At 69.0% G+C, this 23,984-nt stretch carries 30 protein-coding genes and 2 pseudogenes; 11 read left to right on the forward strand and 21 right to left on the reverse strand.

From position 1 onward, the window contains the following. The first annotated feature begins 50 nt into the window (after positions 1–50). Both C8258_RS27185 and C8258_RS27190 read left to right on the forward strand, forming a co-directional pair. The gene (locus C8258_RS27185; protein ID WP_106957584.1) at positions 51–1,262 is read left to right on the forward strand and encodes a glycosyltransferase; all 1,212 of its coding nucleotides are present in this window, start codon (positions 51–53) and stop codon (positions 1,260–1,262) included. A 150-nt stretch (positions 1,263–1,412) separates the two neighbouring features. Next, positions 1,413–1,601 carry a DUF2795 domain-containing protein gene (locus tag C8258_RS27190; RefSeq protein WP_106957621.1) on the forward strand — a complete coding sequence of 63 codons (189 nt, stop codon included), beginning with the start codon at positions 1,413–1,415 and terminating at the stop codon, positions 1,599–1,601. Between the two features lie 63 nt (positions 1,602–1,664). Here C8258_RS27190 and C8258_RS27195 read toward each other — a convergent pair whose 3' ends face one another. From C8258_RS27195 to C8258_RS27215, 5 genes are all read right to left on the reverse strand, one after another. Further along, positions 1,665–2,522 (reverse strand): MspA family porin, encoded by an 858-nt coding sequence (locus tag C8258_RS27195; RefSeq protein ID WP_158271319.1) that lies wholly within the window; start codon positions 2,520–2,522, stop codon positions 1,665–1,667. A 237-nt stretch (positions 2,523–2,759) separates the two neighbouring features. Next, positions 2,760–3,809, reverse strand: coding sequence for an ABC transporter ATP-binding protein (locus C8258_RS27200; RefSeq protein ID WP_106957586.1), 1,050 nt, complete (start codon positions 3,807–3,809; stop codon positions 2,760–2,762). Then, the gene (modB, locus tag C8258_RS27205; RefSeq protein WP_106957587.1) at positions 3,806–4,621 is read right to left on the reverse strand and encodes a molybdate ABC transporter permease subunit; all 816 of its coding nucleotides are present in this window, start codon (positions 4,619–4,621) and stop codon (positions 3,806–3,808) included. The genes C8258_RS27200 and modB overlap by 4 nt, the downstream gene beginning before the upstream one ends. Beyond that, positions 4,618–5,403 (reverse strand): molybdate ABC transporter substrate-binding protein, encoded by a 786-nt coding sequence (gene modA, locus C8258_RS27210; RefSeq protein ID WP_106957588.1) that lies wholly within the window; start codon positions 5,401–5,403, stop codon positions 4,618–4,620. The genes modB and modA overlap by 4 nt, the downstream gene beginning before the upstream one ends. 5 nt (positions 5,404–5,408) lie before the next feature. Further along, positions 5,409–5,810, reverse strand: a complete 402-nt coding sequence (locus C8258_RS27215; RefSeq protein ID WP_106957589.1) for a molybdopterin-binding protein — start codon at positions 5,808–5,810, stop codon at positions 5,409–5,411. A 141-nt stretch (positions 5,811–5,951) separates the two neighbouring features. On the opposite strand from C8258_RS27215, the gene C8258_RS27220 reads away from it, so the two are divergent. Beyond that, positions 5,952–6,434, forward strand: a complete 483-nt coding sequence (locus C8258_RS27220; RefSeq protein WP_233225367.1) for a nitroreductase/quinone reductase family protein — start codon at positions 5,952–5,954, stop codon at positions 6,432–6,434. Between the two features lie 9 nt (positions 6,435–6,443). On the opposite strand, the gene C8258_RS27225 is transcribed toward C8258_RS27220, so the two are convergent. The 3 genes and pseudogenes from C8258_RS27225 to C8258_RS27235 all read right to left on the reverse strand — a co-directional run bounded on the left by C8258_RS27225 (position 6,444) and on the right by C8258_RS27235 (position 7,874). After that, positions 6,444–6,875, reverse strand: coding sequence for an SRPBCC family protein (locus tag C8258_RS27225; protein ID WP_036508815.1), 432 nt, complete (start codon positions 6,873–6,875; stop codon positions 6,444–6,446). Positions 6,876–6,917: 42 nt separating this feature from the next. Beyond that, positions 6,918–7,237, reverse strand: a pseudogene (locus tag C8258_RS33390) (XdhC family protein); the annotation flags it as partial. 85 nt (positions 7,238–7,322) lie between these two features. Then, positions 7,323–7,874 (reverse strand): NTP transferase domain-containing protein, encoded by a 552-nt coding sequence (locus tag C8258_RS27235; protein WP_106957590.1) that lies wholly within the window; start codon positions 7,872–7,874, stop codon positions 7,323–7,325. A 175-nt stretch (positions 7,875–8,049) separates the two neighbouring features. On the opposite strand from C8258_RS27235, the gene C8258_RS27240 reads away from it, so the two are divergent. Continuing rightward, positions 8,050–8,685 carry a TetR/AcrR family transcriptional regulator gene (locus C8258_RS27240; protein ID WP_106957591.1) on the forward strand — a complete coding sequence of 212 codons (636 nt, stop codon included), beginning with the start codon at positions 8,050–8,052 and terminating at the stop codon, positions 8,683–8,685. 293 nt (positions 8,686–8,978) lie between these two features. Beyond that, positions 8,979–9,881, forward strand: a complete 903-nt coding sequence (locus C8258_RS27245) for an SDR family oxidoreductase (protein WP_106957592.1) — start codon at positions 8,979–8,981, stop codon at positions 9,879–9,881. 106 nt (positions 9,882–9,987) lie between these two features. Here C8258_RS27245 and C8258_RS27250 read toward each other — a convergent pair whose 3' ends face one another. From C8258_RS27250 to C8258_RS32995, 4 genes and pseudogenes are all read right to left on the reverse strand, one after another. Further along, complete coding sequence (locus tag C8258_RS27250; RefSeq protein ID WP_106957593.1) at positions 9,988–10,362, reverse strand: DUF2255 family protein; 375 nt, start codon at positions 10,360–10,362, stop codon at positions 9,988–9,990. Positions 10,363–10,475: 113 nt separating this feature from the next. Beyond that, positions 10,476–10,730, reverse strand: a pseudogene (locus C8258_RS27255) (creatininase family protein); the annotation flags it as partial. 69 nt (positions 10,731–10,799) lie between these two features. Beyond that, positions 10,800–11,009: a molybdopterin-binding protein gene (locus C8258_RS27260; RefSeq protein ID WP_106957594.1), complete on the reverse strand. Its 210-nt coding sequence runs from the start codon at positions 11,007–11,009 to the stop codon at positions 10,800–10,802. Positions 11,010–11,064: 55 nt separating this feature from the next. Continuing rightward, complete coding sequence (locus C8258_RS32995) at positions 11,065–11,571, reverse strand: hypothetical protein (protein ID WP_199195870.1); 507 nt, start codon at positions 11,569–11,571, stop codon at positions 11,065–11,067. Here C8258_RS32995 and C8258_RS27270 point away from each other — a divergent pair. Further along, positions 11,560–12,276, forward strand: coding sequence for an LLM class flavin-dependent oxidoreductase (locus C8258_RS27270; protein ID WP_199195871.1), 717 nt, complete (start codon positions 11,560–11,562; stop codon positions 12,274–12,276). The two genes, C8258_RS32995 and C8258_RS27270, sit on opposite strands and share 12 nt — an antisense overlap. A gap of 6 nt (positions 12,277–12,282) precedes the next feature. Here the strand turns inward: C8258_RS27270 and C8258_RS27275 are convergent, their stop codons facing one another. Continuing rightward, positions 12,283–12,630 carry a hypothetical protein gene (locus C8258_RS27275; protein WP_106957596.1) on the reverse strand — a complete coding sequence of 116 codons (348 nt, stop codon included), beginning with the start codon at positions 12,628–12,630 and terminating at the stop codon, positions 12,283–12,285. Positions 12,631–13,129: 499 nt separating this feature from the next. On the opposite strand from C8258_RS27275, the gene C8258_RS27280 reads away from it, so the two are divergent. The 3 genes from C8258_RS27280 (at position 13,130) to C8258_RS27290 (ending at position 16,708) form a co-directional block, all read left to right on the forward strand. Further along, the gene (locus C8258_RS27280) at positions 13,130–14,359 is read left to right on the forward strand and encodes a cysteine desulfurase family protein (RefSeq protein ID WP_199195872.1); all 1,230 of its coding nucleotides are present in this window, start codon (positions 13,130–13,132) and stop codon (positions 14,357–14,359) included. Continuing rightward, positions 14,356–15,477, forward strand: coding sequence for a tRNA 2-thiouridine(34) synthase MnmA (gene mnmA, locus C8258_RS27285; protein WP_106957597.1), 1,122 nt, complete (start codon positions 14,356–14,358; stop codon positions 15,475–15,477). Before C8258_RS27280 ends, mnmA begins: the two co-directional genes overlap by 4 nt. 181 nt (positions 15,478–15,658) lie before the next feature. Next, on the forward strand, positions 15,659–16,708 hold the full coding sequence (locus C8258_RS27290) for a methionine synthase (RefSeq protein WP_233225368.1): 1,050 nt from the start codon (positions 15,659–15,661) through the stop codon (positions 16,706–16,708). Between the two features lie 110 nt (positions 16,709–16,818). Here C8258_RS27290 and C8258_RS27295 read toward each other — a convergent pair whose 3' ends face one another. The 8 genes from C8258_RS27295 to C8258_RS27330 form a co-directional block, all read right to left on the reverse strand. Continuing rightward, positions 16,819–17,172, reverse strand: a complete 354-nt coding sequence (locus C8258_RS27295) for a hypothetical protein (protein WP_106957599.1) — start codon at positions 17,170–17,172, stop codon at positions 16,819–16,821. Positions 17,173–17,228: 56 nt separating this feature from the next. Next, positions 17,229–18,476, reverse strand: coding sequence for an ATP/GTP-binding protein (locus tag C8258_RS27300; protein ID WP_106957625.1), 1,248 nt, complete (start codon positions 18,474–18,476; stop codon positions 17,229–17,231). Positions 18,477–18,514: 38 nt separating this feature from the next. Then, a complete protein-coding gene (locus C8258_RS32690) occupies positions 18,515–18,904 on the reverse strand; it encodes a hypothetical protein (protein WP_158271320.1) in 390 nt (129 codons plus the stop codon). After that, positions 18,901–19,803: a metallophosphoesterase gene (locus C8258_RS27310; RefSeq protein WP_106957626.1), complete on the reverse strand. Its 903-nt coding sequence runs from the start codon at positions 19,801–19,803 to the stop codon at positions 18,901–18,903. Before C8258_RS27310 ends, C8258_RS32690 begins: the two co-directional genes overlap by 4 nt. 44 nt (positions 19,804–19,847) lie before the next feature. Beyond that, positions 19,848–20,321 carry a cupredoxin family copper-binding protein gene (locus C8258_RS27315; protein WP_233225370.1) on the reverse strand — a complete coding sequence of 158 codons (474 nt, stop codon included), beginning with the start codon at positions 20,319–20,321 and terminating at the stop codon, positions 19,848–19,850. Positions 20,322–20,383: 62 nt separating this feature from the next. After that, on the reverse strand, positions 20,384–20,956 hold the full coding sequence (locus C8258_RS27320) for an RNA polymerase sigma factor (RefSeq protein ID WP_106957601.1): 573 nt from the start codon (positions 20,954–20,956) through the stop codon (positions 20,384–20,386). Between the two features lie 88 nt (positions 20,957–21,044). Then, positions 21,045–21,737 (reverse strand): Rieske (2Fe-2S) protein, encoded by a 693-nt coding sequence (locus C8258_RS27325; RefSeq protein ID WP_106957602.1) that lies wholly within the window; start codon positions 21,735–21,737, stop codon positions 21,045–21,047. Continuing rightward, positions 21,734–22,255: an RNA polymerase sigma factor gene (locus C8258_RS27330; protein WP_106957603.1), complete on the reverse strand. Its 522-nt coding sequence runs from the start codon at positions 22,253–22,255 to the stop codon at positions 21,734–21,736. The genes C8258_RS27325 and C8258_RS27330 overlap by 4 nt, the downstream gene beginning before the upstream one ends. Positions 22,256–22,475: 220 nt before the next feature. Between C8258_RS27330 and C8258_RS27335 the strand changes: the two genes are divergently transcribed. Then, positions 22,476–23,012 carry a hypothetical protein gene (locus C8258_RS27335; protein ID WP_146161349.1) on the forward strand — a complete coding sequence of 179 codons (537 nt, stop codon included), beginning with the start codon at positions 22,476–22,478 and terminating at the stop codon, positions 23,010–23,012. A gap of 275 nt (positions 23,013–23,287) precedes the next feature. After that, entirely contained in the window at positions 23,288–23,965 is a 678-nt protein-coding gene (locus C8258_RS27340; RefSeq protein WP_106957605.1) for a hypothetical protein, read from the forward strand. Positions 23,966–23,984: the final 19 nt, after the last annotated feature.

A 23,984-nucleotide genomic window follows, 5' to 3' on the forward strand; every position in this document is an offset into this window, starting at 1 on the left:
GCAGTTCGAGAGCGCGAGATCCACCGGCGGCGGCGCGGATCGGAGGAAGCGTGAAGATCGCGATGGTGTCCGAGCACGCGAGCCCCTTGGCCCCGTTGGGCGGCGTGGACGCGGGCGGGCAGAACGTGCATGTGGCCGAGCTCGCCGCGGGACTGGCCCGATTGGGGCACGACGTGCGGGTCTACACCCGCCGGGACGACCCCGCAATCCCGACCGAAGTGCTGATGGGGGCGGGATATCGCGTGGTCCACGTTCCGGCCGGCCCGCCGCGGTACATTCCGAAGGACGACATCCTGCCGTTCCTCACCGAGTTCGCCGCCTTCCTGCGCGGGCAGTGGAGTGCCGATACCCCCGATGTCGTGCACGCCCATTTCTGGATGTCGGGTATCGCCGCCGAACGCGCCGCCCACGGCCTCGCCGTCCCCGTCGTGCTGACCTTCCACGCCCTGGGCACCGTGAAGCGGCGCTATCAGGGGCTGGCCGACACGAGCCCGCGGTCCCGCATCCAGTCCGAGCGCAGGGTGGCGGCCGGGGCGACGCATATCGTCGCGACCTGTTCCGACGAGGTCCGGGAGCTGGGCAGGATGGGTGTGCCGCGCGAGCGTACGTCGGTGGTGCCGTGCGGTGTCGACCTGTCGCTGTTCACTCCCGACGGCCCCGCCGAGGAACCGGATCTGCCGCGGCGGATCGTCTCGGTCGGCCGCATGGTGCGGCGCAAGGGGTTCGACTCCGCGATCGCGGCACTGTCGGAGGTGCCCGATACCGAACTGGTGATCGCGGGCGGTTCGCAGAGCGCCGAGGACGAGGCCGAGCAGGCGCGGTTGCGTGCCGTGGCCGCGGAATACGGTGTGTCGCAACGGGTTCGGTTGCGTGGGCCGGTACTTCGGGCGGAGATGCCGATGCTGTTGCGCTCGGCCGACGCCGTGGTGTGCACGCCGTGGTACGAGCCGTTCGGCATCGTTGCGCTCGAGGCGATGTCGTGTGCGAAGCCCGTGGTCGCCACCGCGGTCGGCGGAATGCTCGACACCGTCCTCGACGGGGTGACCGGGCGCCTGGTCCCCTCGGGTGACCCCGCGGTTCTGGCCGAGGTCATGTGCGGCCTGCTCGACACCCGGCAGGCGCGGCAGGCGATGGGGGAGGCGGGTCGGCAACGTGCCCGCGGACGCTATTCGTGGGATCGGATCTCTAGGGATACCTCGGCGGCCTATCGACGGGCCGCCGCCACGGCCGCTGCGGGCGACATCGCGTCGTCCGCTCGCTGACCTCACCGCTGGGATGCGGCCGACCTGGTGATCGAGACCGCCGAGATTCTCGTGGCGGCGATTCGGCAACTGCGATGTTTCGGCTCCGATTCCGGTGGTATCGCCCCGTCGTTCCAATCCCGAACGGACAGTACCGAGAGAGGAGAAACGATGAGCCAGAAGGTGAATCCCATTCAGGTGCAGAAGTATCTCTCCGGCGTGGACTATCCGTGTGACCGCCGCGATATCGTGCGCGCGGCGCGGAACAACGGCGCCGGCGCGGAGATCGTCGACGCGCTCGAGAGCATGCCCGATCGGATGTTCGACGGGCCGAATGCGGTGAGCGAGGCCGTATCCTGACCTGAGTGCACCTGGGCCGCCCGCGATGCGGGCGGCCCAGGCTGCGTGATGGGGTAGTGCGCGTCAGAACGTGAACTGATCGCCGTACGCGGTGGTCTGAACCAGGCCCGTGGGCGTCGACACGGTGGCGGAGACGAACGGGACCGCCGCAACCGGGGACGCGCATTGGGAGACGTTCAACGCGGCGTTGTTGAATGCGATGTGGTACGGGAAAGCGGTCGTGTTGTCCAGGGTGGCCGTCGCGGTGGTGGCGGTGGTGACCTGGCCGGGACCGATGTTGGCGTCCAGGTTCTCGGACAGTCCGAGGGAGCCTCCGACGCTCGGCCCGAGGTCGAAACCGGGCGGCGATACCCCGGGCAGCCCCGCGCTGCCGGACGTGGTGGGCAGGCTCGGAGTGGTGATCGTGGGAGTGTCCGTGGTGGGCAGGACAGTCGTCGGGGGCGTGACAGTGGTCGGGGATGTGACGGTCGTCGGGGATGCGGCAGTCGTCGTGGGAGTGGAACTCGTGGTGGGAGCGACACTCGTACGGACAGCCCTCGTGGGAGTGGTAGTCGTACGGGCGGTTGTGGGGGAGGTGCTGGTACCGCTGGTGGTCGGAGTGGCGCTACCGGTGGTGGCGATGGGCGCGGCGGCAGTGGTCAGAGACGGCGGCGTGAAGGTCGGGGAGATACTGAGTTGCAGTCCTTGGTTGGGCGAGATGCCCACGTCGAAACCGCCGGCCACGCTGATCCCGCACCCGAGCAGGAATCCCGCGACCGCCTGACCCGAAGTGATCGGGTCACCTTCGACGCTGACCGAGAAGTTCCCGGACAACTGCGACGCATGGGAGAACGTCATGAGGTAGTTCGGTGTCCGGTCACCGGGTGGGTTCACGCCGATGTTGTCCACCGACGCGGTGAGATGAACTCCCGAACCGGTCACGTCCGTGCCGGGTGGCTGGGCGTGACTTGTTTCGCTCCCGCCGGTCCATAAGATCGACGCGACGGCGGTCACCGCGGCGATGCCTGTCGCGGCGGCGATGAGGGGACGTCGCATGGCTGGATCCTGTTCCTCGATGTCACGGCAGCAGATCGCGAACAGCTATCGACCGGCAAGCATAATGCTCGAACTCGCGCGGACCGGGAAATCGGTACGCGCCACGCCGTCGACCTCGAGATATCAAGCGGGGTAGACGTGGATCTCGGCGGCCTTGACCGCCGCCCATACCCGCATATCCGGTTGAATGCGCAGGTCGGCCACCGCTGCGGAGGTGATGTCCGCGAGCACCGGCGGAGCTCCGTCGAGTCGGACGCGGGTGAGGTGGGCGTGGTGTTCCAGGCCGCCGACGGTCACCGGCCAGGAGTTGCGCGGGCTGCCAGTGGGTTGCTGTGGATGCAGGCTCACCGCGGTGGGCGGGAAGGCGAGGAAGACCCGGCCGGTGGCCGGCGTGGCGACGGTGAGGTGTCCGCCGTTGTCGATCTCGACACCGGTGCCGTCGGCGGTGCCGCGAAACAGGTTGAGCCCCATCAGATCCGCGACATAATCCGAGCGTGGCCGCCGCGCGATCTCGGCGGGTGCGCCCTGCTGGACGACCGTGCCCTGTTCGAGGATGACGAGCCGGTCCGCCAGCACCATCGCATCGAGCGGATCGTGGGTGACCACCACGGTATGTCCGCGATAGTCACGCAGGTGCCGGGCGAGGTCGGCGCGCACCTGCATCCGGGTCCCGGCGTCGAGGGCGGCCAGTGGTTCGTCGAGCAGCAGCAGCTGCGGGTCCGTGGCCAGGGCACGCGCGAGTGCCACCCGCTGCGCCTGCCCGCCGGACAGGGTGCGGGGCGTGGCGTGCGCGTATTCGGCGAGGCCGACCCGCTCGAGCCGGTCGGCGGCGCAGGCCCGAGCTCGGGCGCGTCGCATACCGCGCGCCCGCAAGCCGAACGCGACGTTCTCCAGCGCCGAAAGATGCTGGAAGAGAGAGTAATCCTGGAACACGACGCCGACCTGTCGCCGTTCCGGCGGGACGAAGACGCCCGGCGGCTCGTCCCAGACCGCGTCGGCGACGGTGAGGCGCCCGCCGGTGAGCGGGACCAGTCCGGCCAGCGCGCGCAGTGCCGTGGTCTTCCCGGCGCCGTTGGGGCCCAGCAGCGCCACCACCTCACCGGGTGCGACGGACAGTGCGAGGTCGAGGCGGAAGCGCTCGCGCCGCACCTCGAGTTCGGCCCGCAGTGTCATACCGCTCCTCGAATCCAGCGCTCGCGCAACGCCACCAGCACCGTGACCGAGACCAGCAGCAGCACCAGGCTGAGCACGATCGCGGCATCGGGATCGGTTTCCAGCGCGAGATACACCGCGAGCGGCATGGTGGTGGTGCGGCCGGGGAAATTCCCGGCGAAGGTGATGGTCGCGCCGAATTCGCCCAGCGCCCGCGCCCAGCACAGTACGCCGCCGGCGATCACGCCCGGTGCGATCGCGGGCAGGGTGACGCGGCGGAAGGTGTACCAGGGGCTCGCGCCGAGGGTGGCGGCGGCTTCCTCGTAGCGGGTGTCGGTACCGCGCAGCGCGCCCTCCACCGAGATGACCAGAAACGGCATGGCGACGAACGCCTCGGCCGCCACCACCCCCGGCGTCGTGAACGGCAGCGAGATGCCGAACCAGTCGTACAGATACTGGCCGAGCAGCCCGCGCCGGCCGAAGACCAGCAGCAGCGCCACCCCTCCGACCACCGGCGGCAATACCAGCGGCACCGTCACCAGCGCGCGGATCAGTCCCCGGCCCGGAATTTGTGCCCGCGCCAGCAGCCAGGCCAGCGGGATGCCCAGCACCAGGCAGATCGCGGTCGCGCAGGTGGCGCAGATCAGCGAAAGCCGCAGGGCGGTACCGACTTCCGCGCTGAACAGCCGATCGGACAGACTCGCCCACGGGGTGCGCACCAGCAGGCCGATCAGCGGGATCACCAGGAACGCCAGCGCGCAGAGCGCGGGCAGCACCAGTACGACCGGCCGCCGTCCCGATGCCGCCCGCCGCCGCGTTCCCGGCCTGCTCACGGGGTGTCGAATCCCGCGGCGGCGAACACCTTCTTCGCCGGATCGGAGTGGATGTAGTCGACGAAGGCGGCGGCCGCGGCGGCGTTGGGCGCCTTCCCGAGCGGCGCGATCGGATAGGTGTTGATCACCTTCCCCGATTCCGGGAAGTCGATGCCCCGCACCTTGTCGCCGGCCGCCTGCACATCGGTGCGGTAGACCAGGGCGGCGTCGACCTCGTCCAAGGTCACCTTGGTGAGCACGGCCTTGACATCCTGCTCGCGGGTATCGGGCTGCGGGGTGATGCCGGAGATCTGGAAAACCTTCTCCGCGGCCGCACCACACGGCACCTGCACCGCGCACAACGCGATCCGCGGTTCGGCCCTGCCGAAATCGGCCAGTCCGGTGATTTTGCCCGGATTTCCCTGGGGCACAGCTATTTCCAGCCGGTTACTCACGAACGTCTCCGGTTTCGCGGTGACCTCACCGGCGTCGACCACCTGCTGCATATTGGCCGGGGCGGCGGAGGCGAAGACATCGGCCGGCGCCCCCTGCTCGATCTGCTCCGCCAGTGCCGAACTGCCGCCGAAGCTGTAGACGACCTGCACGCCGGGGTGGGCGGCCTCGAAGTCGTGGCCGAGTTTCGTGAACGTCTCGGTGAGCGAGGCCGCCGCGAACACCGTGACCGTGCCCGAGAGTTCGCCCGTCGCGGAGGTGGTTGTCGCGTCGTCGGACCCGCATCCGGCCAGGGCGGCGGTGACGGCGACGACGGCCGCCGCAGCGCCGGCGGTTCGGAGGATCTGCATGCTCGTCAACTTTCTGGGATCTCGACCACGACGTGGGTCGATTTGACCGAGGCGACGGCGATACTGCCGACCTCGAGACCGAGTTCGTCCACCGATTCCCGGCTGATCAGCGAGACCAGCCGGAACGGTCCGGCCTGCATCTCGACCTGCGCCATCACCGTGTCCTTGACGATGCGGGTGACGATGCCGCGCATCCGATTGCGGGCCGAGGCGGCGACGGTGACACCGGGCTCGTGCGCCTCGGCGTGCTGACCACGCAATATCTCGGCCAGGTCCGCGCCGCGCACCCCCTTGCGGCCGCTGTCGAGCCGGATCTCCGGCAACCGCCCCTGATCGATCCAGCGCCGCACGGTGTCGTCGCTGACCCCCAGCAGCGCCGCCGCCTCACTGATCCGCAGATTCGTCACAATCACAAGCATATTGCCGTGAATGCGGTTCGCAAGCCCTTAGCGGTTGCGGGCCGGTTACCCGATTCTCACCGGGACGGGCGGGCGTTCGTGCGGATCGGTTCCTGGCGGGAACGCGAGCGGTGATGCATGCTCGGCGGTATGCCCTGGCTCGCCGGAATCGTCTCCGCCACGACGCGATTCGCCAACCGTCGCGGTGTCTATGCCGGTCGGCGGGCGACGAAAATCCATGTGGCGCTGTATCGATGGTCGGGTGGGCGGATCGGCGGGCACATGCCGGGCCGTCGGCACGCGCGCATCCTGCTGCTCGACCACGTGGGTGCGAAATCCGGCATCCCGCGGACCTCACCGCTGCTGTATGTCGACGCGGGGGCCGCGGTGGCGATCGCGGCGTCGAAGGCGGGACAGCCGCACCATCCCGCCTGGTATCACAACCTCCTCGCCCACCCCGACACCACGATCCGGATCGGAACCGAGGTGCGCCCGGTGCGAGCGCGGGTCGCGACCGCGGCCGAATATCCGGACCTCTGGCGCGAATTCGTCACGATGACACCGGATTACGAGTTCTATCGACGTCAGGCGGGCGGTCGCACGATCCCGCTGGTCGTCCTCGAGCCGCGATGACGGGTGTGCTCAGCAGTACAGGTCGACGAACCGGTCGAGTGAGCGTTCGATATCGCCCCGCAGCGCTCGTGCCACCGTCGCCCCGATCGGGCCGAACAGCGGCCGCCCGCCCAGGTCGATGTCGACCGTGACCGCCGAACCCGAGGCGTTCGGCGCGACCAGCAGTTCCAATCCCAATTTGGTGCCGCCTTTGCCGGCGCCGCTCAACACGAGCCGGCGCGGCGGTTCGGCGGTGCGCACGGTCCAGCGCACGCGATTGCGCAGACCTTTCACCGAGGCGATGCCCACCAGTTCGGTACCGGGGGTGAGCTCATCGGGCACCCGGCCGCGCCACGCCTCGTGCATGATCAGCCACTGATCGAGTTCACCCAGATTCGCCGCATGCGACCAGGCCCGATCGGGAGAGATCGGAACATCCACCGATACTGTCAGTTTCGCCACGCGTGGATGTTAACCGCCGGTGATTCGCACACCTGCCGCCGGCTACGAGGCGAGTCCGGGATCGGCGCGGATCGGCCGGTCGGTCGCCGAGAGCGGTTGTGCGGAACCGCCGCGGCGCACCGCCACGATTTCGGCGCCGATCGACACGGCCGTCTCCTCCGGCGTGCGGCCGCCGAGTAGCGCCGCGAACCCATCGCCCCCACATATGCCACCGGTAGCCGCAACGCCGCCGCGAGTACCGGCACATCGAATTTCGGATCGTGGGTCAGCACGCAGATCACCGTGCGTGAATCCACCTGTGTCCCGGCCAGATAGCGGTCGGGCCGCTCACGCACCACCTCGGGTCCGCACCGGTGGTGCGCTACAGCGGATTCGTGGCGGCGCTGATGGTCGTGGTGCTGGTGGCCGTCATCCGGCGGCGAGTGCGGCGGGGCTGAGCGGGCCGCGTCAGCGTTCGAGGTCGCCGGGTTCGTCGATGTCGCGGCCGGTGGCCAGATCGCCGCATTCCACGGTGTGCGCGGAAACGCTACGCAGATAAGCGGCGGCGCCTCGATCACCGGACAGGGTCGGCAGCAGATCGGCCCAGTGCCGGCGTGCGATCACCACGGGATGGCCGGGACGTCCGGCGAAACTCGCACGCGCGATACCGTCCGGGGCGGCCATCGCGCCCTCGATCACCCGGGCGACCACATCCGCGCCGACATCGGGCGTATCCACCACGTGTAGTGCGACGTACGCGGCGTCGAGTCGTTGCGCCGCACCGATTCCCGTGCGCAGCGACGCACTCATTCCCTGGGCCCACTCCGGTGCCACCACGGTGGTGGTCGCGGGAATCGGTGGAACCCGGGCGGCGCCGAGCACCACCACGACCTCCGCGCATCCGCCGTCGCGCAGGGCGTCCACCGCGATGGTCAGCCAGTTGCCGACCGTGGCCTTGGGGCGGCCGAATCGCCGTCCCGCCCCGGCGGCGAGTACGACTCCGACTACTCGGTCCGGCATGGTCGGCCTCTCGATGGGGAAATGCGCTGTCGCGCCAATGTAATAGCGGAAATGCCGGTCCTTTGTGGACTCGGCCAATTCGTCGTGGCGAGCCGCCGAACAGGGTGGATATCGTTCGCGGCCATCCTAGGATGAGCAACCGACCAACAGGCGCGAGATCAGGTAGGAGTGCGTGATGCCGTCCAAGGCGGTCGGTCAGCGTCGACGCCCGACGCAGGAGCGTGCGAAGGAAACCCGCCAGCACATCCTGGACACCGCGGCGCGGTTGTTCGGTGAGCGCGGGATCGAGAACACCTCGACCAACCGGATCGCCGCCGAGGCCGGCCTCAGCATCGGTACCGTCTACCGCTACTTCTCCGACCGCACGGTCATCGTCGAGGAATTGCTCGAACGACTGCTGCAGAGTATCGAACGCCGCTTCACCGAACGGCTCGATCGCGCGGACCGGTCGGTGGAGGATATGACCGCCGACATCCTCGCCGCCATCTGCGAAGAACTGGTCGACAACGCGAAACTCGTCCGCGCGCTGGCCGCCGGGGTGCAGTTCTACAACAGCGGCATCCCCGAATTCGAACCGCGCCTGCGCCTGCTGGTGAAGGTGCTGCTGATCCAGATCCTCGGCCCCAGCGACGACCACGAACTCGACGTCATGGCCTTCGTCCTGGTGAACACCGGATTCTCCGCGGTCCTGCGCGCCTCCGCGCTCGAGGTCGACCCCGAGGAACGCCGCGAAGCCATCGTCATGACCGCCCGCATGATCGGCGCCTGGAGCACCGCGGAAATCGAACGCCGCGAGGCGAATTCGGCCTGAGAGTTACTGCGCGGCAGGGGCCGCTCGCGGAATGTTCCGCGGGGATACGGTGCCCGGATGACGACGCTTCGAACCGGCCGCGATCTCGCGGCGGATGTCCGGGTGCGTTCGCTGTAGCGCTGGGATTCGGCGTGACGTCGCTGGGTGAGAAGTATCCGGGCGTCGAACGGTTTCTGCTTCGTCTGGATTCAGGTGATGACAGCGAATGACATCGAGGTGTAGCGTGATGGCAGTCGCTGACATCGGCGACCGCCGCGCACATTGCGGCGTGTTCCTCGCGGGAAGGTCTTTCCATGCGCGTATTCATCACCGGGGCGTCGGGACATGTGGGGTCCGCGGTCGTTCCGGAACTGCTGTCGGCGGGGCACGAAGTGGTCGGGCTGGCCCGATCGGATGCCTCGGCCGCGGCGTTGGAGGCCGCGGGAGCGCAGGTGCATCGCGGAAATCTCGACGATCCGGAGGCGCCGGCCGAGGCGGCTGCCGCGGCCGACGGCGTCATCCACCTGGCGTTCAAGCACGAGAACATGATCGCCGGAGACTTCCTCGGTGCGGCCGACACCGATCTGCGGATGGTCCGGGCGTTCGGCGATGCCCTGGCCGGATCGGGTAAGCCGCTGGTCAGCACATCCGGAACGGGCCTGCTCGCAGCCTTGGGGCGAACCGGCACGGAAGCCGACTCGCTACCGGGCGGTCCGCGCATCGACTCCGAGAACGAGGTGATCGGATTCGCCGAGCGTGGAATCCGATCCAGCGTGGTCCGGCTGCCACCGACCGTGCACAGCACCCTCGACCGCCACGGTTTCGTGCCCACCCTGATCGGCATCGCGCGTGAGAAGGGCGTCTCCGCCTACGTCGGCGAGGGCGGCAACCGCTGGCCGGCGGGCCATACCCTCGACGCGGCGACTCTGTACCGACTGGCTCTGGAATCCGCCCCCGCCGGCACCCGCCTGCACGCCGTCGGCGACGAAGGCATTCCGCTGCGCCGCATCGCCGAGGTGATCGGCCGTCACCTGGACGTGCCGGTCGTGAGCATTCCCGCCGAGGACGCCCCCGACCACTTCGGCTTTCTCGCCCCGATGGTCCAGCTCGACAACCCCACCACGGCCGAGGCGACCACCGCTCTGCTCGGGTGGAAACCCTTGCACCCCAACCTCATCGAGGACTTGGAGGAGGGGCACTACTTCACCGGACGGTGACCCGGAACAGCGGCGGACCGGCGGCTCACGTGCCGCCGGCGTTCACCGGATCCGCCGCTCACACTCCTCGAACGGGGGCCGGCGCGAACATAGCCGATCCCCCGGACTATCCGACCGGGTCCACACGCAGGGTGGTGTTCTCGGCGGCGGGGGCCAGCATCGGTTCGAGGGCACTGGGCTGGTCGCGGTACTTCGACTCGTAGGCCTTGCGGACGCGGTCGTTGATGTAGGACTCCGTGACCGGGTGCAGGGTCACGTCGGTTTCCACGCCGTGGGCGCGGACGCGCGCGCCGCGGGTGTGCATGGCGTGGCGGTACCACCCGCCGGATTGTCCGTACGCGGAGCGGATGTAGAGATCGTTGTCGACGCGCACGATCCAGATGGTGGTCCAGTCCCGCAGTGCGCCGTTCTCGTAGTAGCTGGTGATCTCCAGCTCCTCGGATGATCCGATCCGATCGAGCTGAGCGGCGGTCCAGGCCATGTCGTTACCTCCAGCGATCGCGATGCAGTGGGTTCGCCCAGGCTAGGCCGATTTCCCGCCGTGATGCGGCTGGCTCGGCGCGGTTCGGGAAAACTTTCGGCGACCGCGGCGATCAAGGCGTTTGCCCTGCGTTCGAGTATCCGCGCGCCCTCGGCGGCATCGGCGGTGGTCGGATCGCCGAGTATTCCGTTGGCGCTCACCGCTTTCACACCGCCCGAGCGCAGGTGTGGCATCAGCTCGCACAGCGGTCGGGTCGTGCCGGGTTCGGCGCGGTGCATCGCGACCCGCTCCGGGGCCAGATGGAGCATGACCGACGTTTCCGCGTGTCCGGCGTGGGTGTCGTCGGCGGGGCCGGTCGGCGACCACACCAGGGTCGATCGGCCTTCCGGAACGAGCCAGCAGGCTACGTGTGCGGCCGGAGGTCGTCGCCGGTGGATCTATTCGAGACCGAGGGTGACCTCGGTCGATTTGATCAGCACTTTGACCACCGATCCCTCGCCGAGCCCCAGATCGTCCACGGCATCGCGGGTGATGGACGATGTGATCTCGTCCCCGCCGGTGAGGCGGACCCGAACGACCGCCATGGCCTCACCGCGAGTGACCGAGACAACGGTGCCGTCGAGCTGATTCCGGGTGCTCAGGCGCATGCGGCGACCATACGCCCGGGACGCGCTGTGGCGACGGAGGACGGAGTCGGCGCGTTCAGCCGATCTCTTTCGATGCGGGCGCGATCGACACCAGCTGTTCGATGCCGGAGGCGAATTCGGTGCCGATCGGTGGCAGCAGCACCACATGGTCCGCACCGGCGTCGAGTTGGGCGCGGATCGTAGCCGCGATGGATTCCGCTCGGCCGTGGGCGACGAGTGCGTCCACGACCCGGTCACTCGGTTCGTCGATTTCGTGTGCCGGATAGCCCAATTCGATGAGCGTTGCGCGAAACGACGGTCGGGTGGCCCAGTTTCGTACCACCTCCCGGGCGGTCGTGCGGGCTCGCCCGAGGTCATCGTCGACGACGACCGATTGTCCGACGACCAGCAGTTTGTCCGGGCCGAGCGCGACTCGGGCGCGCGCGGTATGTGCCGCAGGCAGGGCGGCCGGCAGAGCGCCGTCGGCGATGTCGGCGGCGAGCGCGAGCAGCTTCGGGCCGTTCGCGGCGAGAATGCGGGGGTAGGACGCCTCGGGCGCGGGTGGCCAGGTTTGCTCGTCCATCCCCGCGACGTGATCCCGCATGGTCGTCGAGGGACTGCCGAATTCGCGGCCGACGCTCTGCGCCTGCTGCGGATATCCCACGCCGAGGCCGAGCACGGGCTGTCCTACGAGCGACCCGTCCGGCACGTTCGCGAATATCTGTCGGCGCTCACTCCGCTGCTGCGCGGCGAGACCACCGACTATCGCGGCGAGACGCTGCGAGCGGCCGGCACGATCGAGGTCGCGGGGGCGACACCGCCCTCGGTCGTGGTCTCGGCATTGGGACCGGCGATGCTGAAGATCGCAGGCGAACTGGCCGACGGTTCGGTCACCACATGGACCACACCCGACATCATCGCCGAGCACATCGGCCCGCGGCTGGCGGCAGCGGCTGCCGCGGCGGGGCGGCCGACACCCCGAACAGTCGTCGTGGTGTCGGCGGCCGTGACCCACGATCCGGACGAGCTCAGGCAGGAGTTGGCGCAGGCGTTGGCCCCGGCCTCCCGGCTGCCGAGCTACCGGGCCCTGCTGGATCGCCAGCATCTGACCGGTGTGCACGAGACCGCACTGCTCGGGTCCGAAGATGTTGTGGCAGAAGGTATCAGCGCATACGCTCGCGCCGGTGCCACCGATCTGATCGTCAGTGTGCGTGGGGATGCCGCGGCGCAGCAGCGGACTCGAGAGTTGGTTTCCGCCGTGCGCCGCGCCGCTCCCAGCGCTCGGTGAGGCGAATCACAACCAGTGCAGCAACCGGCGCCACAGGCGTCGGCGCACGTGCGCTTCGCCGGTCAGGGGCTGGGCTCGCGAGGGTGTGATCCCGGGTCCGTCCGGACCGGGCGGCGACGTATCGGGTTCGCCGCCCGGCACGCGTTCCGGACACGCCCGTGACCAGGCGAGATGAGTATGGGGGTGGCCACCGTCCGGTGGCATCAGATGGGTGAGGCGCGGCAATTGCACGGTCGGATCGTCCAGATCCCGGCGGAGTTGATTGCAGAACTGCTCGACCGAGCCGTAGCGATCGACGATCTCCTCGACCAGCAGGGCCGCCGACGGAGTTGCCGTGATCAGTTTGCCGCTCACCGTTCTCCTCACCTCACAGCCCGGACACGATCTGCCGCATACCGGGCCGAACCGTCAATGTCTGCGAATAACCCCCAACACATCCACGGCGAGCCGGGGATATCGGAATTGCTCTCGCTCGAGCTGACCGGACCCCGCCGTGGTGATCGTTCCGCACCGGAGCCTAGTCAGAAACGCCGACATCCGCAAACTTCCCGCGCGCTGGTCGGTGGCCCGAAAATACCTGGAGTCCAGTCGTTTTCGAATGGTAGTGTTGATGTGTTCGCGCATCGCGGATGGGTCGTGAGCAAGCCTCAGCAAATATCGAGCACATGCTTGGTCGTCGACTGTCCGGGTGTCCCTGCGGGGAATCGGGGCCGGCGGAAATCGTCGGTGGTCATCGGGAATATCGGGGGAGGGCCGCCGGGTTGCCGATGGGGGTGAAGCGTAGGTGGTGCGCGGAAAGCGGAAGGATACCCCCAAGGTGTGCAGGTCAACGGTGGGATAGGCTGGATCGGTCATGATGTCGGCTTTCCCGGGTCCGGTCGCAGCGGCGCCCAAGACGGTCTACCTCGATCACGCGGCCACGACACCCATGTTCCCGGCCGCCGTCGAGGCGATGACGGCTGTGCTCGGCACGGTCGGTAACGCCTCGTCCCTGCACGGTTCCGGCCGCACCGCGCGGCGACTGCTGGAGGAGGCGCGCGAATCGGTCGCGGCCGATCTCGGAGCGCGTCCCTCGGAGGTGATCTTCACCTCCGGCGGCACGGAAAGCGACAATCTCGCGGTCAAGGGCATCTACTGGGCCCGTCGCGATGCCGATCCGCGCCGCACCCGCATCCTGGTGAGTTCGGTCGAACACCATGCGGTGCTCGACGCGGTGGACTGGTTGCAGCAGCACGAGGGCGCGCAGGTCACCCTGCTCGACGTCGACGCCGAGGGCGTCGTCTCGCCGGGGGCGCTGCGCGCGGCGCTGTCCGCGCACGCCGACGATACCGCTCTGGTCAGCGTGATGTGGGCCAACAACGAGGTCGGCACGATCGAGCCGATTCTCGAATTGGCTTCCGTCGCACAGGAATTCGACATTCCGATGCACAGCGACGCAGTGCAGGCGGCTGCGCAGTTGCCCATCGATTTCGCGTCGAGCGGTCTGGCCGCGGCCAGTTTCGCCGGGCACAAGGTCGGCGGTCCGCACGGATGCGGTGTCCTGCTGCTGGGCCGGCAGGTGGGCTGTGTCCCGCTGCTGCACGGCGGCGGCCACGAGCGCGATCTGCGATCGGGCACCTCGGATGTGCCGGCCGCGGCCGGAATCGCCGCGGCGCTGCGGGAGACCGTGCGGGAAATGCCCGCGCGCGCAGTGGAATTGGTCGACTTGCGCGACCGCCTGATCGCCGGCGTGCGCGACGCGCTTCCCGGTGCCGTCCTCAACGGTGCCACCGGCGATAGGCGCCTTCCCGGGAACGTTCACTTCACCTTCCCCGGCTGCGAGGGTGATTCCCTGCTGATGCTGCTCGACGCCGCCGGAATCGAGTGCTCGACCGGGTCGGCGTGCAACGCCGGGGTGGCCGCGCCGAGCCATGTACTGCTCGCGATGGGTGTGGAGCCGAGGCAGGCGCGCGGCTCCCTGCGGTTCTCGCTCGGCCACACCACGACCGTGGCCGAGATCGACAGAGTGTTGGAAGTTCTGCCGTCCGTGGTGGAACGGGCCGAAGCGGCCGGACTGGCCGGTGCGAAGGGAGGTTCGCGATGAGAGTGCTGGCAGCGATGAGTGGCGGCGTCGATTCCGCCGTGGCCGCCGCACGTGCGGTCGACGCCGGTCACGAGGTGGTCGGCGTGCACCTGGCCCTGTCGGCCACCCCCGGAACACTGCGCACCGGATCGCGCGGCTGCTGTTCCAAAGAAGACGCCGGCGATGCGCGCCGCGCCGCCGACGTACTCGGAATCCCGTTCTACGTCTGGGACTTCGCCGACCGCTTCAAAGAGGACGTGATCGACGATTTCGTCGCCGCGTACGCGGCCGGTGAGACACCGAATCCGTGCCTGCGCTGCAACGAGAAGATCAAGTTCTCGGCCCTCGCCGACCGCGCCGCCGCGCTGGGCTTCGACGCCGTGGTGACCGGCCACTACGCACAGCTGTCCGACGGTGTGCTGCGCCGCGCCGTCGACGCCGACAAGGATCAGTCCTATGTGCTGGCCGTGCTCACCGCCGCCCAGCTGTCCCGGGCGATGTTCCCGGTCGGTGACACCCCGAAGCCGCGCATCCGCGAAGAGGCAGCCGAGCGTGGTCTCGCCGTCGCGAACAAGCCCGACTCCCACGACATCTGCTTCATTCCCTCCGGCGATACGCGCGCATTTCTCGGCGCCTCGATCGGCGTGCGCCCCGGCGCCATCGTCGACAGCGACGGCCGCAAACTGGCCGATCACGAAGGCGTGCACGGATTCACGATCGGCCAGCGCAAGGGGCTCGGGCTGCCCGGCCCCGCCGCGGACGGCCGGCCCCGCTACGTCACCGAGATCGACCCGGACTCCGGCACCGTTCACGTCGGTCCCGCGGAAGATCTGAATGTCTGGACGGTGGAGGCGGATCGGGCCGTGTGGACCTCCGGTGAGGTGCCGTCGGGTCCTTTCGACTGCATCGTCCAGGTGCGTGCGCACGGCGGCATCGCCCCGGCCGTCGTGGAGGCGGTCGACGGCGGGCTGATCGCCCGGCTGCGCGAGCCGCTGACCGGTGTCGCGCGGGGGCAGGCCGTGGTCGCCTATCTGCCGGATCCGCAGGGAGACCGGGTGATCGGCAGCGGAACCATCAGCGGCACCGGACGTGAGCGAGCCGACGAAGCCGGGAAGCTGGTCGCGGACTCGGTGCTGTGACGTCGGTCGTGCGCCGATCGCGGTAGCCGCGACGGTCGACCGGCTGGGCCGATGTGGTCCGCGGAGGCGCAGCACACCGATCGGCCTGCGGCAACGAGCGTTGAGCCGGTCTGGGAAGATGCGTCAGCCGGGTCGGTCGATCCGTCGTCACCGGCGCAACCATCGAGAATGGGTGACACACGTGAGTGACAACCAATCCGGCGACCAGCGGGGCATACCCACCGGTGTGGCTACCGGTGTCGGCTCCTGGCCGGGGACTGATCCGCGCGAGGCCGCCGCCACCATTGTCGGTGAGTTGCCCGCGCTTGCCCACCTGCCCGAATTGCCCGCTCGCGGTGTGGGTTCGGATATGGTCGGGCGCGCCTCGGCGCTGCTGGTCGATATGCAATTCGACACCACCACTCGCGGATATCGCCTGTCCGCCCGCCCGGGGTCGACCGCGCGCCGCGCACACGATCTGCTCCGTACCGATCTGGACGCTCTCGAAGAGATCTGGGAGACAGCGGGTCTGACGGGAACCGGCCGTACCGTCAAGGTGCAGTCGGTCGGCCCGCTGACGCTTGCGGCGCACCTCGAACTGGCGAACGGTCATCGCGTTCTCACCGATTCCGGTGCGGTACGCGATCTGTCGGAATCCCTGGCCGAAGGACTGCGCAATCATGCCGCCGAGGTCGGCAAGCGGCTCGGCGCGGATATCGTCGTGCAATTGGACGAACCGTCGTTGGGGGCCGTTTTGGAGGGGGGTCTGCGCGGGGCCAGCGTCCTGAATACCGTGCGCGCGGTTCCCGAACCGGAGGCGCTGTACATCCTCGACACGGTCGTGACCGCCCAATCCGGTCCGGTGCTGATCCACTGCTGCGCCGCACCGCCGCCGCTGCCGTTCCTGCGCGGAAGTGCCGCTGCCGCAATCGGATTCGATGTGGCCACCATCGCCACCGGCAATCTCGACGCCATCGGTGAACTCCTCGACGCCGGCAAATACCTCGCCGTGGGCCTGGTGCCCACGAGTGCTCCGCCGACCCCGCCGAGCTGGCGAGGGCTCGCCGAGCCTGGCGTGCGTCTGGTCGACCGCCTCGGCTTCCCGCGCCGCACGCTCACCGACCGCATTCTGGTCACACCCACCTGTGGCCTGGGCGCCTCGCCACTGACCTGGGCCCGCCGTGCCCTCGACCTGTCCCGCGAGGTGGCCCGCGCCTACGCCGACGACCCGGAGTCCCTCACCTTCGAATAAAACGGCCCGGATATCTCCCCGGGGCACGAGATCGGCGATGTGCGGACGACATGCCGGGCCGCGCCGACAGCGGATAGCGGCCAGTGCCGGAGGCCACGGCCTGGCACGGTTCAGGACCCGAATGCGGGCCCCTTGCCCGGATGGCCGATCTGCCAGTGCTGCGGCTTACCCGGCGGATAGGCGACCGGCAGGTCTTCGCCGGGGAACGGCCACTGGTTGACATCCCAAGCGAAGCGCCCGTACACGGTCTCGGCGGGCACGCTCGGGCCGGACAGCGTGCCGGTGATGGTCACGAACTGCTCGCCCTGACCGGCCGGGCGCGGGCTCACGCCGGTGATGCGCAGCGTCCCGGCCTCCAGCTGGGCGCGCTGGAATCCACCGAAACGGCCCCGGCCGCGGAAGTTCATCAACAGCGCGACCAGCGCGCCGGCGATCAACACGATGAACACGATCTGCAGCAGCATGCCTCCATGCTAGGCGGACAAACGGGACAGGCTCGATGCAGAGCCGGTCGCACGACTCAGTTCGAGGTGATCTCGCTGGTGCCGGTCGGGGTGCGGCGCACCTGCCACACCTTGGTGCGCCGGGACTGCGATCGCCCGTTGCCGCGGTCGATGAGGGTGCGGTTGCGCGTGGTGAAGATCAACTGCGCACCCCGGGAGTTGGTCTCCGGATTCTGGAACAGTTGGATCACACGGTCGGCGGTGTCACCGGTGAGGTGGGAGTCGATATCGTCGACCGCCAGGACCCGGCCGGTGTCGAGCGCGTCGAGGACGGTCGGCAGCAGGCGCAGCAGGGCCAGGGTGGCGGTGGACTCGTCGGCGATGTCGAAGGCGGCGTCGATGCCCTCGTGGACCACCCCGAGCCCGACCCCGCGGCGGGCGACCATACGCGCGTAGAGGGTGTCGCGGGCCGCGCGCAGATTGCTCAGTTCCCGCTCGAGGGCGACGGGTTCCACACCGAGGGTTTCGCGCACCCGCAGCGCGTGTGCCGGCGATGCGGCGCAGGCATCCAATTCCTTTGCCATACCGGCGATTTCACCGTCGATGTCGCGCAGGTAATCCGCGTACATCGGATCGTTCTCGGCGAGCAGCAGATCCTCGATGCCCAGTTCGGCCGAGCGCAGCAACATCAGCAACCGCGCGGCGTTGTCCGCGGAGCGGGAGATGTGGCCGCCGAGGCGCTCGGCGATGCCGTGCGGGTCGGCGGGCCCGCGCTGGACGTCGAGCTGGGCGGAGAACCATCTATAGGCGGGTACCAGCGCCTCGGCGTACATCTGCCCGGTCAGGCTGAGCAGCAGCGCATTCGGCCGCACCAGCGGTACCAGGGCGCTGATGCCGAAGCGAACCGGTTCGAACATCGGCCCGATCCGGATCTGCTCGCCCTCGCGCTCGAAGATGATGCGTTTGCGGTTGTGCGGATGCGTATGCAGCCATTCGGCGGTGACATCGGCATTGTCGAGGCGGAACCCGTAGGTGTAGGGCGTACCCTCCGCGACGAAGGTGGCGACGAATTCCGAAGGCCGATCGGCGAATCCGAGATGCGGTGTGCGCACCGGCCCGGCGTAGGGATCCCAGCCGGTCACCGAATGCAGGACCGCGTCGCGCATGTGGGCCAGTGCGTCGACGAGACCGGATTTGCCGCTGGCGGCCGCGCCGTGCACGGCGGTGACGGGCGCGGGCAGCGCTCCGGCCCGGCTCGAGACCAGGCGGAGCTCCTGTGGTTCGGCCAGGGATCGGTGATTGGTCACCTGAAAACTACGCAGCACCCGAGCCATCCTGCCGTCCGCCGTGCGGCGCCGCGACATCAGGTGCGGAGTTGCCTCCGGTACAGCGAGGCCAGACAGACCACGAGGGTGCAGATCTCGGCGACGACGGCGATCATCGCCTGCGGTGCCGGCTGCCAGCCGATTTCGGTGAATCCGAACAGCCCGCTCGTCCGCGACAGCACGAAACCGCCCAGGGCGGCGGCGCTGAGCACCGCCGCCGCCGCGCGCATGGTCCACGGCCCGACGAGAACCAGTGCGGCCAGCGCGAAGGCGGCGGCGGCCTGGACGGCGAACGACGGGCCCACGTATTCGATGTAGCGGTAGCCGCGTCCGTAGAGCTGGGTGTGCACGACACCGGTGGTGACGAGTCCGGCGCTGATCGCCACCCGCGACGGAAACCGCGACCAGGCGGAAGAGATCGTGGTCATCGCAGTGTCTGCTCCTTGATCGCGAGCAGTTGCCGGCCCTGCTGGTAGCTCACTTCCCGGATTCCCAGGGCGTCGTGCAGTTTTCCGGCCGGCAACGTCACCGGTTTGGGCGCGGGCCCGTCGCCGGGATGCGGCAGGGGATAGGCGGTGGTCGTCCCGCTGAAGAAGGTGATGTTTCCCTCGGTCTTGGTGAAGAGCTGATGCACATGGCCGTTGAGGCAGGTGACCGAGGAGAAGCGCCGCAGCAGGTTCAGGACCTGCGCGGCATCGTCTGTGCCCCAACCCCATTGGGGATACATGGCGAACAGCGGAATGTGGCTGAAGACGATGATCGGTGTGTCCGCGGACAATCCCGCCACATCGTTGCGGACGAAGTCGATCTGGTCCTGCCCGAGATGCCCCAGATTCTGCGCGTGGAGCGTATTGACCAGGCCGATGACGTGCACGCCCGCGATATCGAAGCTGTACCAGCCGTCACCGCGGGTGCCCTGTCCGAACACGTCGCGGTATCGCTGTCCGCCGTCGTCGGTCGAATCGTGTTCGCCGGGCACGGTGAAGATGTGCGGCGTGGACAATCCGGACATCATCTGGCGGACCTGATCGAATTGCGCGGGCGTGGCCAGATGTGTCAGGTCCCCGGTGTGGATGACGAAATCCGGTGTGTACCCGAGCGCGTTGACCTGAGCGATCGCCTCGGTGAAGGTGTCGGTGACATTCGCGTTGGCGGTGCCCTGGAATCCGATATGGCTGTCGCTGATCTGCGCGAATCGCAGGGTGGGACGTTCGGATGTGGCCGGGGCCGCGCCCGCCACATGGGAGATGACCTCGCCGCCGACCACGGTCAGTCCGACGGCGGCGCCGAACCAGGCGCTGTGGCGGAGCAGTTGCCGCCGGGTCATGGCGTGCGGGTCCTGCGGATCGGTGTGCTGTCGATGTTGTTCGGTCACGGGGTCACCACCACGGTCGCGTGCATGAAGGGATGGATCGAGCAGAAGTAGGCGAACGTGCCCGGCTGGGCGAAGGTGAAGCTGAATGTGGCCCCCGTGCCCATTCCGGGGGAGTGGAACGAGCCGTCGCGGGCCACCACCGTATGCGGTTCCTCGTCGCGATTGGTCCAGGTCACGGTGGTGCCCGCCTTCACGCTCACGGTCTGCGGGCCGAAAGCGAAAGTGTCGATGGTGACGGCGTTCGGCCCGGCCGCGACGGCCGGCGTCCGGGGCCCACTCGACATTCCCGGCATGTCCGGCATCGGTGCGGGTGCGCCCGGTGTCATGCCCAGGCCGGGATCGTCGGAGCGGACGGTGGGAGCGGGTGGGCTCGTGCCTTTGTCGGCAGCTGTCGCGCAGGCCGTCAGCGTCATGACGCCGAGGGCGGCCATCGCGGCGGCGGTGGAATTCAGAACGAGATGTCGGTGCATCGGATCGGCCTCCATCCGGACCCCGCGGAGTGCGGGGCTTCACCGACAGATAGGTGACCGGGTTACAGACCGAGGTCGATATTCAATTCCGACGCCGCCCGCAGCGCCCGATGCTGCAGCACCTTCGCATTGGCCACGCTGATCGCGAGCGCGGCAGCCGATTCGCGCACCGACAACCCCTGCAGGAAACGAAGTTCGAGAATCCGGCGGTAGCGTTCGGGCAGTTCGCTCAATACCGCGCGCACATGCTCCGGCGCCCGGGACTCGGCGGAATCGGTTGGCGCCGAACCGGTCTCGTCCGGAATATCGTCGTCGATGACCGTGATCTCCCGGCCCATCCGCGCTCGCCAGTGTCCGGCGAGCACGGTGCGGGCGGTGGTCCGCAGATAGGCGCGCACCTCGGCGACGCTCGCGGTGATCCGCAGCGGTTTCAGCGCGGCCACGAACACCTCCGCGGTGAGATCCTCCGCATCCGGTTTGTTGCCGACCTTCGAGAAGATCAGCGCGTAGACCCAGCCGACATTGTCCCGGTACACCTCTTCCCAGCTGGGATAGCGATCCTGCGGTACCAGTCGCAGCTCGCGTCGTCCGGGCTCCTCCGGCGACCGCGACCCGGCCGTGGATCGCCCTGCCATCCCAACCACCCTCCTGCAGCCCGGTGACGCACGCGCCTGTCAGGGATAGATACGCGGTGTGGTTACACGCGGTTCGGTGCGCACGCCGTCACGCCGGCTTCTCCGGTGCGAACACCTCGATCGAGCCGTTCGATTCACGAACCTGCAGCCGCGGCAGGGGAGCCGGCGTGCGGGGCAGTTCGTGGGTCACGACCTCACCCTCGAAACCGAAGGAGGTCGAATGGCACGGGCAGCGCAGGCGCGCCGCGGCCGCGTCCAGCCACAACTTGCACCCCTGGTGGGTGCAGATTCCCGACAGCGCGTAGACGACCCCGTCGCGGCGGCGGAGGAAGCCGTTGACCGCGCCGAGCTCGAACGGTGCGGTCGCGCCGTCCGGAAGTTCGGTACTTGCGAGGACCGGTTGCCAGGTTCCGTGCGACGGTACGAGCGTCTGCTGTGCGGCGGGAACTTTCGGCTCGCCGGATCCGCTCAGCAGCGTGTGGTCGATCACCCCGCCCGCTGCGGCCGCGGCGGCCACCGAGGTGCCGATCAGCACGGTGCGCCGGGTGGGACGCCGTGTGCGCACACCCGGATCGCCGGTGGGCTCGTCGAGGTCCTCGGCCAGGCGATGGTGCAGCCGCGCGATGAACTCCTCGTCGGGGCTGCCCGCACCGGTCCGGGCCGACCGCAGCGCGATCGCGGCGCGGATCTGGGCGGCGTCGTCATCGTCGGGCCGGAAACCGCGCGGGCTGCGGCCGGCCAGGATGTCGTCGACGTAGCGCTCCACGTCTTTGCTGCTCACCGCGAGCCTCCTGATCCGGGACGGGCGGCCGATCGCAACGCCAGACGCTGGCGTGCCTCGGCCTCGGGAACGCTGACACCGAGCCGCACCGCAGTGTCCTGTATCGAAAGTCCCTGCAGGAAGCGCAATTCCAGGATGCGCCGATAGGGCTCCGGCAGTTCGGCGAGCAGATCACCGACCGCCGCGGCCGGCGTCGCCGAGGCGGTGGCGGGCGGGTCGGCGTCGATCACGGTGATTTCCCGGCCCACCCGCGAGAGCCAGTAGCGGGCCAGCACCGAGCGCGCGGTATCGCGCAGCAGCACCGGAATCTGCGACGGTTCCGCATCGAGGGGTGTACCGATGGGCGATGGCTCCAGCGCTGTCATGAAAACCTCCGTCGTCAGCTCCTCGGCGTCGGGCGCGGCGCCCACCTTCGCGAGCATCAGCGCGTACACCCAGTCGACATTGCCGTGGAAGATCTCCTCCCAGTCGGCGTGGTCGTCGCGGGGCGGCGGCGCCGGCTCGGGATGCCCGCTCATCTGCCGCCGCCCTCCTCTCCGATGTCGCCGCGCTCGGTGCGGGCTGGTCCAGGGGCCGATCGGGTCTGCGGAGACTGTGCCTGCCGAGAACTGTGCCGCCATCAATTAGATAGCAGGGCGGTTACACACACCACCGGTTACGTGCCACGAGTCGGATCGAGTGTGGCGGCGCGTAACCACCGCTCCTATCTGCAGGCAAAGACTGCGAGGAGTGAAGAACATGAATGTGGCATTCGGTGTGCGGTGTGCACGAGTAGCGGTGGCAGGCGTCGCACTCGCCGGTGCGATCGCGGCGGCGGCCCCTGGTGACGCTGCTGGGTCGCTCGCCCGCGAGGCCGTCGAACCGGTTGCCGCGCAATGCCTCTGGGCCGACACCGCCCATCCGCGCGGAGACATCGTCACCGCGGGCGGGTGGAGTTACAGCTGCGGGATCGACGCCGCCGGCGCGGCGCGATGGATCCCCGGGGCGGCGGCCCCCGGTCCGAGCACGGTGCCCAATCCGGGTGCGGCGAGTGCGCCCGCCGGGCATTTCAGCCCGGGAGCCCGGCAACCGGGAACCGAATACACCGACTACTGCGTGGGCGACCAGCTGATCGAAGGACGCGACAACGTCTACGAGGTCGCCGCGGGCGGGGACGGTCTGCTGTTCTGGCGGCCGGTCGCGGACGCGGATTCGTGGGCCTTCGACCCCGGCACCCACCGGGCGCCGCCCTCCGCGCGCGGTTCGAGCCTCTGCCGGGACAGTCAACTCCTCTGAGTTCGGGGCCGCCGGGGTGAGCCCGGTCATGGGATGCCCGGGCAGAGTCCGAACATGGGCATCGGCACATCGGCGAGTGAACGACCGGCGTGCGGGTAATCGGACTGCCGAGCGGAGTTGTCGCGATGCCGTGCCTTTCGGACCCGGCGGTCGCGACGGCTTCGGTGCGAAAAGTGCGGCGGCCGGCGGCGACGTTCGCCCGGTTCGTGTCGGTAGGACGCGAATCGGTGCGATCTCCGTAAGGTCGCCGGTGTCGACGAAAGGGGCCCTCCGGGATGTTCGAGCGGGTAGTGCAGAAGTCGGTGGAGACCTTCGTGCGGGCGGGGACGGGGGTGCAGGAGCCGCTGGCGGCCAAGTACGTCGACCGGTTGCGGCGCAAGCATCCGGAGCGCACGCCGGAGGACATCGAGGCGGGCCTGCGGTGGCGCTATCTGGGGGCGGTGACCGTCAGCGGCACACTCGCGGGTCTGTCGGCCGCGGTGCCCGGCGTGGGCACGATCATCGGGCTGGCGGCCAGCGGCGTGGAATCGGTCTTCTTCATGGAGGCCTCGGCGTTCTACGCGGTCTCGGTGGGCGAGTTGCACGGGATGCGCGCGATGTCGCAGCAGCAGCGCCGGGCGCTCGTGGCCGCGGTGGTCCTGGGCGAGGGTGGGGCGCAGCTGCTCGGGAAGGGCGCCGGGCAGTCGGCCAAGGACTGGGCCTCGGCGGTGGCGGACAAACTCCCTGTGGTCCGCTCGATCGACAACCCGATGGCGCGCAAATTCATCGTCGGCTTCATCGCCAAGCGCGGGGCATTGCTGTTCGGCCGGGCGCTGCCCGCCGGTCTCGGTGCGATCATCGGCGGCACCGGTAACTACGCGATGGGCCGGGCGGTGCTCGCGAACGCGGATCGCACCTTCGAATCGGCGCCCCCGTCCTGGCCGGACGACGTCCGGGCCGCCGTGAACGCCTGATTCCGACGTGCCTGAACGG

It is taken from the genome of Nocardia sp. MDA0666, assembly GCF_003023875.1.
GTDB classification, from domain to species: domain Bacteria; phylum Actinomycetota; class Actinomycetes; order Mycobacteriales; family Mycobacteriaceae; genus Nocardia; species Nocardia aobensis.